The 12,362-nt window shown below is 40.5% G+C and carries 9 protein-coding genes; 3 read left to right on the top strand and 6 right to left on the bottom strand.

Translation table 11 applies throughout. The features are described 5' to 3' along the window. The first annotated feature begins 98 nt into the window (after positions 1–98). From ANG_RS02345 to ANG_RS02335, 3 genes are all read left to right on the top strand, one after another. Entirely contained in the window at positions 99–797 is a 699-nt protein-coding gene (locus ANG_RS02345; RefSeq protein ID WP_020999823.1) for an alpha/beta fold hydrolase, read from the top strand. Positions 798–924: 127 nt separating this feature from the next. Then, positions 925–1,833 (top strand): ATP-binding cassette domain-containing protein, encoded by a 909-nt coding sequence (locus tag ANG_RS02340; protein WP_003037721.1) that lies wholly within the window; start codon positions 925–927, stop codon positions 1,831–1,833. An 11-nt stretch (positions 1,834–1,844) separates the two neighbouring features. Beyond that, the gene (locus tag ANG_RS02335) at positions 1,845–2,603 is read left to right on the top strand and encodes an ABC-2 family transporter permease (RefSeq protein WP_003037785.1); all 759 of its coding nucleotides are present in this window, start codon (positions 1,845–1,847) and stop codon (positions 2,601–2,603) included. A gap of 50 nt (positions 2,604–2,653) precedes the next feature. On the opposite strand, the gene ANG_RS02330 is transcribed toward ANG_RS02335, so the two are convergent. The 6 genes from ANG_RS02330 to ldcB all read right to left on the bottom strand — a co-directional run bounded on the left by ANG_RS02330 (position 2,654) and on the right by ldcB (position 12,342). Next, positions 2,654–3,520: a sensor histidine kinase gene (locus ANG_RS02330; RefSeq protein ID WP_003037699.1), complete on the bottom strand. Its 867-nt coding sequence runs from the start codon at positions 3,518–3,520 to the stop codon at positions 2,654–2,656. A gap of 2 nt (positions 3,521–3,522) precedes the next feature. After that, positions 3,523–4,200, bottom strand: a complete 678-nt coding sequence (locus tag ANG_RS02325; protein WP_003037807.1) for a response regulator transcription factor — start codon at positions 4,198–4,200, stop codon at positions 3,523–3,525. A gap of 180 nt (positions 4,201–4,380) precedes the next feature. Further along, complete coding sequence (locus ANG_RS02320; RefSeq protein WP_003037795.1) at positions 4,381–5,820, bottom strand: 6-phospho-beta-glucosidase; 1,440 nt, start codon at positions 5,818–5,820, stop codon at positions 4,381–4,383. A gap of 254 nt (positions 5,821–6,074) precedes the next feature. Further along, positions 6,075–7,211: an L-lactate oxidase gene (gene lctO / locus ANG_RS02315; protein ID WP_003037688.1), complete on the bottom strand. Its 1,137-nt coding sequence runs from the start codon at positions 7,209–7,211 to the stop codon at positions 6,075–6,077. Positions 7,212–7,470: 259 nt separating this feature from the next. After that, complete coding sequence (gene spxB, locus ANG_RS02310) at positions 7,471–9,276, bottom strand: pyruvate oxidase (RefSeq protein WP_003037777.1); 1,806 nt, start codon at positions 9,274–9,276, stop codon at positions 7,471–7,473. Between the two features lie 255 nt (positions 9,277–9,531). After that, the gene (ldcB, locus tag ANG_RS02305) at positions 9,532–12,342 is read right to left on the bottom strand and encodes an LD-carboxypeptidase LdcB/DacB (RefSeq protein ID WP_003037692.1); all 2,811 of its coding nucleotides are present in this window, start codon (positions 12,340–12,342) and stop codon (positions 9,532–9,534) included. Between the last annotated feature and the right edge of the window lie 20 nt (positions 12,343–12,362).

The following is a 12,362-nucleotide window of genomic DNA, read 5'->3' as shown; positions in this document are numbered from 1 at the left end:
TAGAAGATCTTTTTATCCATTTAAAGTAGGTCATCGTCTAATTCTATCGCAACACAAACACCTTCTTTATGCTATAATGATATCAGGTAATCCAATTTATGATAGATTTTAATAGGTTTACTCTTACAATCGTTCCCATCTCTTTTGTTGAAAATAAAAAGGAATCACTCATGAAAATCATTTTTTTACACGGTCTTGGACAGGATAAACACTCTTGGGATAAAGTCCGTGAACTTCTGCCACAATATGACACCGAGGCTTTAGACCTCTTTTACACAAATAACAACATCATTACAGTCTCTCAGCTAGAACAACACCTTTGTCAGGAACTTCAAGCCATCAACGAACCATTTGTTCTAGTTGGATTGTCTCTCGGTGGAACTCTTGCCTTAAAGGTGGGCCAACAATTTCCTCAGCTCCAAGCACTCGTTTTATCAGGAACTCAATATAAACTAAGCTCCAATCTACTCTATAAACTCCAGCTGCTTATCTTCTCTTGCCTACCAGACTCCCTATTCAAAAAAGAGGGGCTTCATAAAAAATCTTTTGTTGGCCTGTTAAAAGACTTGAAAAATTTAGATTTATCAAGTCAACTAAGTGCAATACAACTTCCCAGCCTCATCATCTGTGGCAGCAAAGATTGGCCTAACCTGCCTTCCTCTAAAAAATTAGCTACAGCTTTACCACAAGCAGATTTTGTGACACTTTCAGGTGGAAATCATACACTTAACACAGACCATCCTCAAGAAATGGCCGCTATGATTGAAAGATTTATCCTACAAAATTGTGAAATCTGAGGTTTTCTCAGATTTTTTAAATTTTAGAAATATTTGAGAATTGCTTGAGACTTATTTGACAAGCATTTTGTATACTAATTCTTGAAGAGAGGAGAAACTCTACGATAGAAAAAATGGAGGTCATGTTATGGAAACTGTTGTAAATGTGAAACACATCAGCAAGAGATTTGGACAACAACTCGCTTTGAATGATGTCAGTCTCACCGTGAAGCAAGGAGAAATTTACGGGCTAATTGGGAAAAATGGAGCTGGTAAGACAACGCTTATCAAAGTGATTACCCAGCTGATTCAGCCCAATAGCGGTACGGTCGCTCTCTTTGGCTCTTCTAATAACTCCGAATGGACGCACGCTCTCAAGCGAGTTGGTTCTGTCATTGAAGCACCCGCTGCTTACAATCACTTGACGGCCTATGAAAACTTAAACTATTGTTGCAAGATACGGCATATCCCAAATACGGATAAGGTTATCCAAGAAACTCTCTCTTACGTGGGCTTGACCAATACTGGCAAGAAAAAATTCCGAGATTTTTCTCTTGGCATGAAACAGCGTTTGGGCATTGCCATTGCTCTTCTGTCAAAACCTGATTTAATGATTTTGGATGAACCGATTAACGGGCTTGACCCTGTCGGAATCAAAGAATTCCGCCAGTTGGTGCAACGCCTCAATGAAGAATTGAATATGACCTTCATCATTTCCAGTCATATTTTAAGTGAACTATACTTGGTCGCTACAAAATTCGGCATCATTGAAAATGGTCATCTCATCAAAGAAATTACGAAAGTAGAATTTGAAGAAGATAATGAAGATTATATCGTTTTGAAAACAAATAATCTTGCTGAAGCAAGCAAAATTCTTCACGATCAACTAGGCTACCGCCTCAAAGTTGTAAATGCAACAGACGAGCTGCATATTTTCACTCACTCGCACGAAATCAACAAGATTGTTCAAACGCTAGGGGCAGAGAATGTTACCATTAACGAAATTTACTATGCTCGCCAAGATTTAGAAAAATACTTTACAGATTTGGTAGAATAGGGAGGTTTATCATGTTCCACACAATTCAAGCAGACTTTTATCGTTTCTTTCGCTCAAAGGGTTTTTGGATTACGGAGTTCTTCTTTATCATCACACTATTATCCGGTGTGCTCTATGGTGTTATGGGGAATGTAGGGGTACATACAGACACAAAAGCTTTAAACGCATTGGAGAAGAAGAGTAGTTGGACTGGTTTTGAAGCTATCACTAAAACTTCTGGTAATTTTAGTAATACTATTATTTTTATTATCATCCTTGTTGTTTTATTAATTGGAATTGATCTTACTCAAAAATTATATAAAAATTCTATTACTAGCGGTATCTCACGAACAGAATTCTATTTGTCTAAGTTATTTGTTCTGGCAAGTCTCATCGTACTTCAATTGATTCTAACCTATTCCTCATTTATTCCTGCTACACTCATCAATGGCATGGGAACCGCACCCAAACATTTCCTTTCTAATTTTCTCATTACGATAGGGGTTCAATTTATTTGTACCCTAGCTTGGGTTAGCCTTGTTTCTTTCGTACTGTATGCTACAAATTCTATTATAGCTGCTATTTTCACCTATTTTGTCGGTGTTTCCCTGCTAAGTCTACCAACTGCCTTTTACCCAGATATTGACTGGTTGAAATACTTGAACATGCAATTCTATTTTGACATGGTTTCTAAACAGGATATGGTATTCAAAACCATAATAATTGCTCTTCTCATCACACTTCTTTTTACATTTAGTGGTTTGCAAGTGTTTAAAAGAAAAGATTTATAACAAAAGAAAACAGCTAGTCAAATGATTAGTTGTTTTTCTGTATAAAATATTCACAAACGGATAAGCAATTCAAACCATTCTCCTTTAGCTTTCATGGTTAAATCACCGCCAAGAATATCTACCAGTTGTTGAGTGATATAAAGTCCCAAACCAGAAGATTCTTCCGTGTTAGAGAGGTTTTCAGAATAAAAACGATTGGTCAATTTTTCCAAATGTTGAATGGGCTGACGGACAATGTTTTTTACACTTAAATGAATAGCCGCATCTTTTCGGATTAAAGACAGCTGGGCAGTTTCCTTTCCATGCTTGAGGACATTACTCAGCATATTTTGGACAATCCGCTCCAAAATTTCTGGATCTGTCTTTATTACTAACCCCTCCTGCAAATTTACTTGCAATTCAATTCCTTGCTTTTGAAAGGCATCATAAAAAGAAAGCATTTGCTTTGCAACCAGTTTGGAAATATCTATTTGTCGAAACTGCGGTCGAACAGCCCCTTCCATAAGACGACGATATTCCATGAGCGCTTCCAAACGATTGGAAACAACGGACAGATTGGTCGCAATTTTCAACAGCTGTTCATTTTCTTCTTTTCCCTTTATAAGCTGTTGGGTACAGCCACTAGCAATGGTCAAGGGTGTGCGAATATCATGAGCAATATTGCTAATCGCCATATCCAAGGTTTTCTTTTCCTGACGAGCGATAAAACTTGTCTGCTCTATTTCTTGAAAGAGCTTTTCAACTTCATTTGCCAACTCAACAATCGTTTGGGTGTGGTTTTGAGGTGCCAAACGAATTTGACTACCAGTTTCTCGTTTCTCACGAATCTGCTGTGAAAAATTACGGACCGCAACATGATAACGCACGAGCAAGAACCCAAGCAGACCGATGAACATAATTAGTATAAATTCAAGCATTCTCAGTCCTCCTTAAGTCGTACACCCAGTCCCCAAATCGTTTCGATATATTCTTCCGAATCATCTACTTGTGCCAATTTCTTGCGAAGATTGCTGAGATGAGTGTTGAGCGTGTTGTCTCCTGGCAAATATGCCTCTTCCCAAATCAACTCAAACAGTTCTTCCTTTGTGTAAATCTTCTTAGGGTGACAAAGCAAGGTTTGAAATATCTGATACTCCTTCTTCCCCAAACGAACCCGTTTCTCGCCATTGACCACTTCAAATGTATCTGGTGAAAGACGGATATTTTTTATTCTTTGAATTTCCGTCGATTGCTCTTGTGAAAGGTGGTTGCGAAGCTGCACGGTCACACGTGCAAAAAGCTCGTCCAGATCGAATGGTTTGACAATATAGTCATTGGCACCATCTAGCAGATATTGACTAACCAGCGGTTTCTCACCCAAAGCTGTCAGCATGACCACTGGAATCTGACTGCTTTTGCGAATTTCTGCCAAGACCTGATCACCGTTTTTCCCTGGCAGCATAATGTCCAGCAGCACCAAATCAATCTTTTCCTGCGCAAAAACAAGCAGTCCTTCCGTTCCAGAATAAGCTGAGAAAACTCTGTGTTCAGTTTCAAACAAATCTTTTAACAATTCATGAATATCGTTATTATCTTCGATGATTAAAATAGTAGCCATATTACGTCCATTTCCAACAAAATCTCTTATCCCTAGTCAAGGAAAAAGACGGAAGTCAACGGAAAGCAAAAAAGAGAGTGGGATGACGAAATCACTGATTTCTGTCCCACTCTCACCAAATTATTGTAATAAAAGAGATGATTAAAATGATTGTAAATCCTGTCTCACGCCCCAATTGCTCTATCTCACACTTGCCCCATTAGTCGCAATGACTTCCTTATACCAATTGAACGATTTTTTCTTGAAGCGTTTGAGTGTGCCGTTTCCATCGTTGTCACGGTCTACATAGATGAAACCATAGCGTTTTTTCATTTCACCAGTTCCAGCGGAAACGAGGTCAATGCAGCCCCAAGTGGTGTATCCTAAAAGTTCTACACCGTCTACATTAATCGCATCGCGCATAGCCTTGATATGGGCTGCTAGATAGTCAATACGGTAGTCATCTTCGACATAGCCATTTTCATCTGGCGTATCAACTGCTCCCAGCCCGTTTTCCACGATAAACATCGGCTTTTGATAGCGATCCCAGATGACGTTAAGGGTAATTCGCAAGCCCAGCGGGTCAATCTGCCAGCCCCACTCAGAAGCTTCTAGGTAAGGATTCTTAAGCGAGGCAAAAATATTTCCGGCAGTTTTTTCATTGACCTTTGGATCACCAGAAGCCACACGGCTAGAATAATAAGAGAAGGAAATAAAATCCACCGTATAGGTCTTGAGCAAGTCTAGGTCTTCTTTTATCATTTCAACCTCAATACCCAAACGCTCCCATTTCTTCTTGGCATAGTTTGGATATTCTCCTCTGGACTGGACATCGATGAAGAAATAGCTTTCTCGATCTTCCTGCAAAGCTGCCCAGTAATCTGCCGGATTGGCTGTATTTGGATAATACTGACCAGCTGCCAGCATGCAGCCAACCTTGTTTTCAGGGTCGATCTCGTGTGCCAATTTCGTCGCAATAGCTGAGGCTACCAATTCATGATGAGCTGCTTGGTATTTGACCTGCTCTTCATTTTCCCCTTCTTCAAAGTAAAGTCCTGCTCCCATAAAAGGCGCATGGAGAATCATGTTGATTTCATTGAAAGTCAGCCAGTATTTGACTAGCCCCTTGTAGCGGGTAAAAAGAGTGCGGCAGAGACGCTCGTAAAATTCCAGCATTTTGCGGCTGCGCCAGCTCCCGTATTCCTCAATCAAGTGCATCGGACAGTCAAAATGGGTGATGGTCACCAGAGGCTCGATGTCATACTTGTGGCATTCCTTAAAGAGATCTTCGTAAAATTTCAAGCCTGCTTCGTTAGGTTCTAGCTCATCTCCCTTTGGAAAAATCCGAGACCAAGCAATGGAGAGCCGATAAGTCTTAAAGCCCATTTCGCCAAAAAGCGCAATATCTTCTTTAAAATGGTGGTACATATCAATGGACTCTTTTGCCGGATAGAAATAGCCATCCTCAAAGTCAAACATCTTTTTCTTACCAGCAATAATCGGGAAACGATCCGCACCAATCGGCACCACATCGACATTTGCAAGACCTCTACCATCAACATCATAGGCCCCTTCACATTGGTTCGCAGCGGTCGCTCCGCCCCATAAAAATCCATCTGGAAAAGTCAATTTTTCTGTCATATCTTCCTCCTTATAATATAAAATGTTTTCTACACTTTATATTATAACAAACAAAGAAGAAGTTTTCTTATAAAATACTGTCAAATAGTGATACTATTCTATTTTCCAAGTACATTAACGACTTTTGCTAACTTTTGTCATTTAGAACTGAACATTTTTATTAAAATCGGATATCTGACTTCATTTCTCTATCGCTTAGCATAACAAAACTCCCTTTGAAACGCCAAAGAGAGTCGGATGATAATTTATCCATTTTAGTACAATTTCAAATCCCGTAGGTCTACTGGGAAAGTTGGATTATAAGGATTATGACGAAGTTTGAAGTGTTTTACTTCTTCAATCGTTTGGGTACCAGATAATTGCATCACTGTTTTTAATTCATCATTGATATGCTCAAAGACTTGGCGGACACCAACACTACCACCAAGAGCTAGGCCATAAATCACAGGTCGCCCAATAGCCACTAAATCTGCCCCAGAAGCGAGCGCCTTAAAGACATGCTGACCACGACGGACACCTGAATCAAAGACAATTGGTACACGTTTATCAACTGTTTTAGCCACTTCTTGCAATGAATCGAAAGCTGCCGGGCCGCCGTCAATTTGCCGTCCACCGTGGTTGGTTACCCAAATACCAGAAGCACCGGCATCAAGCGAGCGCTCTACATCTTCACGGCATTGTGGACCTTTGACATAGACAGGGAGATCTGAGTAAGATGCGATAAATTCCACATCACGAGGGGATAATTTTTGCTTAGCTGATTTGTAAACGAAGTCCATTGTCTTGCCTGCACCATCAGGAAGGTATTCTTCTACAATCGGCATGCCAACTGGAAAAACAAAGCCATTGCGTTTGTCCACTTCACGATTGCCCCCAACAGTCGCATCCGCTGTCAAAACAATTGCTTTATACCCTTCTGCTTTAACCCGATCCATGATATGACGGTTAATGCCATCATCTTTACTAAAGTAGAACTGGAACCAATGTGGTGTTCCTTGAAGAGCTTGCGAAATTTCTGGAAGATCGACCGTTGAATAAGAGCTTGTGGTATAGAGAGAACCAAATTCATGCACACCTTTTGCTGAAGCCACTTCTCCTTGTACATTCGCCAGCTTATGAGCCGCTACCGGAGCTAGAATAATTGGAGACGATAGTTTATCTCCGTCAAATTCAATCTCTGTACTTGGATTTTCCACATTTCGAAGCGTATGAGGCACAATTAGCTTATGGTTAAAGGCACGAATATTTTCCCGCAGAGTAAAAGTATCTTCGGCTCCACTTGCGATATAGCCAAATGCAGCTTTGGGAATGACCTTCTGAGCCATGGACTCTAAATCATAAGTGTTAATGAAATCAACTGGACCTTCAGCACTACTAGTTTGGTAAGACATAATGTTTCCTCCTGTCTAATGCATATCTGCAGAGAAAGGCAGATTGAACTTTCGATAAGCAAGCGCTTTCATTTTTTCGAAACAAAAAATTCAATCAGTCTATCTAACAGATCAGAATAATAAGAATTTGTATAAAATTTATACCAATTTAATGAAGTGAAACAGCTTCTGCAATTTATAGTAGAGTTAGAGAGGGATGGCCTCCCGCTCTAACTCTACTATAAACAGTCATAAAAATTAAGATAAGCTGTGGCTCACGTTATGGCTTGACACCATATTCTTTGAAATAAGCTGTAATAGGTCGCAGCTCTTGCCCATCATAAGCCGCAAAGAATTCTTCTGGACTCATTTGACCATGTGTTTCTTGATAACCAGCAGAAATTTTTTCTACAAAGTCACCATCAACAATATCCAATTCCAACTCTTCCACAGGGATACCACGTTTGTCTGTGATTTTAGCATCAATCAGAACAGGCTTCCCAGATTTTGAAACTTCAAGTGCGCGGTCAAATGCAGCTGGCAATTCCTCTAAAGTTTTAACTGTTATTCCCTCTACTCCCATTCCTTCTGCAACTTTCGCAAAATCTACTTCGTAGAGATCTACGCCTGAAAAGTTCATGACCAGATCTTCCTGTTCAGACTTGATAAAGTTGAGTGAATTGTTAGAAGTGATAATATTAATAATTGGCAACTGGTATTTGACTTGGGTCGTCAGATCCTGCATCACCATTGAAAATGCACCGTCCCCAGCAATATTGAAAACTTGGCGATTCGGAAAAGCAAATTGACCTGCGATAGAAGCTGGTAAGCCATACCCCATCGTAGCAAAGAGAGCGGAAATTGTCCATTTCTTCTCTGGTATAAAGTTTAAGAAGCGGAAGCTATTGATAATATTGTCCCCAACATCAATACCATAGACAGCATTGGCATCTGAAATGCGGTTGATTTCGCGATAAACTTGTTCAAACTCTAGTGGTCCGTCTGCTTTTTGCATTAAACGTGCCAGATAAGCTTTCCAATCTTTCATGGCTGCCACACTTGCTTGATAAAATGGTTGCGGAGCGACCGCTTCACTACGTTCCAAGGCTTTTTTCAGAAAACTTCCAGAATCTGATAAAATTCCTAAATCCAAGTAGTGATGACGACCAAAATTAGCAGCATCAATATCAATAGAAACAAACTTAAAATCATGAGAACGATAAACTAAGTTGGCAAATGGGAAGTTTGTCCCAAGAGCAATCACCAGATCAGCCGCCGCAAAAGCTTCATCACCAACCTTAGAAGCAGCACGATTCAATGTTCCTAAGTTGGCTTCAAAGTCATCTGGAATTTTGCCCTTAGCCAGACCCGCTACAGCAATCGGAATTTGCAATTTTTGAGACAGTTCTATCAATAACTGGGCATTGTTCCCGATACCAGAACCTACATGAAAAATAGGACGCTTAGCTGCTTTTACTAGTTCAAGAAATTGATCCACTTCGGCATCCGTTGCTTGGGGCAGCGGTAAGTTTTTTTCTGCTGTATGAGAAGCATAATCTACATCTGGAATTTCTACATAACCAAAGTTATTTGGCATGATAACAACAGCTACACCATTATGTTTATAAGCCTCACGAATCGCTTTATCAACAACATAAGGGAGACTTTCTGGTGTCATAACCACTCGGTTGTAAACCGCAACATCACTAAACATCGGTAATTCAGAAAACTCTTGGAAATAATCATAATTCATATTTGTGCTAGGAACTTGACCGACCAAAGCCAAAACCGGAGCATGATCTTCCCGCGCATCGTACAAGCCATTTAAAAGATTGACAGCACCAGGGCCAGCAGATCCAAGAGTTACGCCTATTTTTCCAGTCAATTTAGCATGAGCTGCAGCTGCAAGAGCTCCAACTTGTTCGTGACGAACTTGAACAAAGTGAATGTTTTCCTTTTCCAGATCTAGCGCATTCATAGTTGAATTGACAGAACCACCAGGGTAACCGTAAACATTTTCCACACCCCATGCTTCCAATACACGAAGCATAGCAACAGCAGCGGGCACTGTTTTCACATTAGACATAATAATCCTCCATCTCAGAGAATGGAATTGCAATTTCAAAATCTGTTTTTTAGTTACGGTAATATCATAATACTTTTTGAATTCGTTTACAAAAAATTTGCTCACAGATTTTCACAATCTCAGAAAATATCAAAAAAGCCTATACACAACAGCATTTCCTTTTATGCTTTATCTAAGTTTGTGAAACGATAAACAATGTTTTTCAAATATAAAAAAACACCTACGGATTGAACCGTAGATGTTGTAAAGTTTGAATTAAGCAATAGCAATATACCGTCTCTTTCCGCTAAAAGCAATGTAAGAAATCCATGTCGCACCATCTGCATTCAAAACCTTATCATAAGTGACCGATTGCCCGGCATCATAATAAGCCAATTCAGGGGCTGACATTCTAGCTTCTGCTTTGATAGAGGAGCATTTTGTAAAACGATAGACACCTTGAGCAGGGATAGAGGGTGTTTGGGGAGACGGAGTTGTTGGTTTTGACGGGATTACTGATGAAGCGTAATCTCCACCTTCAAAGCCATAATATTCCTCTAAACTCAAACCAGAATGGTAAACTTCATCAGCTTCCTTACCGATATAACGAATATGCCATGCTTCTGGCATATATCCTGTCGAAGCTTCTTTCCCTGGTTGGTAACGGACTACAAAACCGTAGCGATATGCATTGTTCTTCAACCAATTACTTGCAGCAGTATCCTCTAAAAGATTGCCCGCTTTATCCGTTAAATCAAAGACAAGACCTGTTTGGTGCTCATTATAACCCGGACGTGCAGAGTAACGATCCGCAGCAGCTTGACCATCTTTGTTCACATAATTTTGATACAGAACTTTTTGATAATCATAACTTCTAAATCCGCTGTAAGCATAACCAACATTATAGCCTTGAGCAATCATATCATTTCTTAATCGAAGAAAAGCAGCTTTTGCAGTTGGATTTTCACCAGGATTGTAGTTAGCAGCCATCGGATGCTTTTTGTTTGCCACTACAATTTCATCATATTTACCTTGGATAAAGTAGTAAGAACCATTATATTGTACTTCTTTTGCACCTGTTTGAGGGCCTTCCACCTTAGTTGTCGTACCCGTCACACCTTGCAAACTGCCGTCTGACTGAACGTAATACATGTGAATGTTGTATTCGCCTCGATTATTTTTATGACGACGAATATCCACACTCAACTTGTAGGTGCCGTCTGTTTGCTTGACTGCATCATACCAAATCACATCATCTTGACCGCCTTGACTAGACCAAATAGGCAACTTCACTGTCTTCACACCCTTGGTCGAGCTGACATTCGTCACCACCACATCAAAGCCTTGCGAAGTTTTATTCTCAATGTGAATCGTGCCAGTCACGCTGTATTTGGGTTCTTCCACCTTAGTCGTGGTACCCGTTACACCTTGCAAGCTACCATCCGACTGAACGTAATACATGTGAATGTTGTATTCGCCTCGATTATTTTTATGGCGACGAATATCCACACTCAACTTATAGGTGCCATCTGTTTGCTTGGCTGCATCGTACCAGATGATGTCATCTTGACCGCCTTGACTGGACCAAACAGGCAGCTTCACTGTCTTCACACCCTTGGTCGAGCTGACATTCGTCACCACCACATCAAAACCTTGCGAAGTCTTATTTTCAATGTGAATCGTGCCGGTCACACTATATTTAGGTTCTTCCACCTTAGTCGTGGTACCCGTCACACCTTGCAAGCTGCCGTCTGACTGAACGTAATACATGTGCACATTATAGTCACCGTAGTTATTCTTATGACGACGAATGTCCACACTCAATTTATAAGTGCCGTCATTTTGCTTAGTGGCATCGTACCAGATGATGTCATCTTGACCGCCTTGGCTAGACCAAATAGGCAACTTCACCGTCTTCACACCCTTGGTCGAGTTGACATTCGTCACCACCACATCAAAGCCTTGCGAGGTCTTATTTTCAATGTGAATCGTACCTGTCACTTGACTTTGAGCTGGTCTTTGAGGTGCTGGCTGAGCTAACTTTGTAACAGCTGCATAACGACGCATTCCACTATAAGAAATATAGCTAATCCATTGATAACCATCATTTTCCAGCACTTTATCATAGTTAACGCTATCGCCTCTATTAAAAGTAAATTGTGTCGGAGCTGACAATTTGGCTTCATTCTTAACCTCTGTCGTTCCAGAGAAAATATATCTTCCTCTAGAAGGGAAAGTTCCTGTTGAAGAAGGTGTTTGCTTTGCTGGCTGTTGAGGTTCAGATTGAATCAGCTTGTTAATAGCCGCATAGCGACGAACACCACTATAAGAGCGGTAACTTAGCCATTGGTATCCATCTGCAATCAAAACTTGGTCGTAAAAAACACGATCCCCCGCATTTACATAAAATTGCAATGCTGCACTTGCTTTCGGTTCATTTTTCACTTCCGTACGTTTCGTATAAGTGTAATAGCCCTGACTTGGTAAAGAAGGTACACTTTGCGTTACTTTGGATTCTGCAAGACGAGCTTGTTGTGCTGGTTGCGTTTTATCCATCAATTTCGCAACATCAGCTTCTTCTTTCCCTGCTTCTTTTTCGACAGGACTCTTTTCAACTTTTACAGTTGTTGAAGGGGTAGCTGTGTCTGTTGTTGCATCAACAGATGAATTTGTTGTTTCGTCTTCTGTCTGTGTCGCTGCATCAACAGTCGTTGGTTGAGAAGGTGTCGTCTCTGTAGCTACAGAAACAGCTTTATCTGCCGTTATCGTCTTTTGAGTATTTTCAGAAGACGTTTTAGCAACACCCGTGTCTGCTGATGAGCTAGCTGGCGCAGTTGTTGTTACAGCAGTTTCTTTTTGAGTTGCTGCTGATTGAGAAGACACATCAATTGATTCAGTTGTGTTTTGAGTCTTATTTGCTGTGCCAACTTGAGCTGCTTCAGGTACTGTTCCTGTCGTGGCTTGTTCATCAGCTGACACGGTTTGACCGCCCATAAAGAGGACACATCCAATCAAAACAGAAGCCGCACCACACGAATATTTACGAATGGAAAAACGTTGTTCTTTGTGATCAAACATTTTTTTCATCACTTGTCCTACTTTCTAAT

It is taken from the genome of Streptococcus anginosus subsp. whileyi MAS624 (assembly GCF_000478925.1).
In the GTDB taxonomy this organism is placed as follows: domain Bacteria; phylum Bacillota; class Bacilli; order Lactobacillales; family Streptococcaceae; genus Streptococcus; species Streptococcus whileyi.
This window is presented reverse-complemented; position numbering and strand designations above follow the sequence as displayed.

Bases quoted from the DNA above. Each gene is read 5' to 3' on its own strand.
- ldcB (WP_003037692.1), bottom strand. From the start codon at position 12,342: ATGAAAAAAATGTTTGATCACAAAGAACAACGTTTTTCCATTCGTAAA.
- ANG_RS02320 (WP_003037795.1), bottom strand. From the start codon at position 5,820: ATGACAGAAAAATTGACTTTTCCAGATGGATTTTTATGGGGCGGAGCG.
- ANG_RS02345 (WP_020999823.1), top strand. From the start codon at position 99: ATGATAGATTTTAATAGGTTTACTCTTACAATCGTTCCCATCTCTTTT.
- ANG_RS02335 (WP_003037785.1), top strand. From the start codon at position 1,845: ATGTTCCACACAATTCAAGCAGACTTTTATCGTTTCTTTCGCTCAAAG.
- spxB (WP_003037777.1), bottom strand. From the start codon at position 9,276: ATGTCTAATGTGAAAACAGTGCCCGCTGCTGTTGCTATGCTTCGTGTA.
- ANG_RS02330 (WP_003037699.1), bottom strand. From the start codon at position 3,520: ATGCTTGAATTTATACTAATTATGTTCATCGGTCTGCTTGGGTTCTTG.
- lctO (WP_003037688.1), bottom strand. From the start codon at position 7,211: ATGTCTTACCAAACTAGTAGTGCTGAAGGTCCAGTTGATTTCATTAAC.
- ANG_RS02325 (WP_003037807.1), bottom strand. From the start codon at position 4,200: ATGGCTACTATTTTAATCATCGAAGATAATAACGATATTCATGAATTG.
- ANG_RS02340 (WP_003037721.1), top strand. From the start codon at position 925: ATGGAAACTGTTGTAAATGTGAAACACATCAGCAAGAGATTTGGACAA.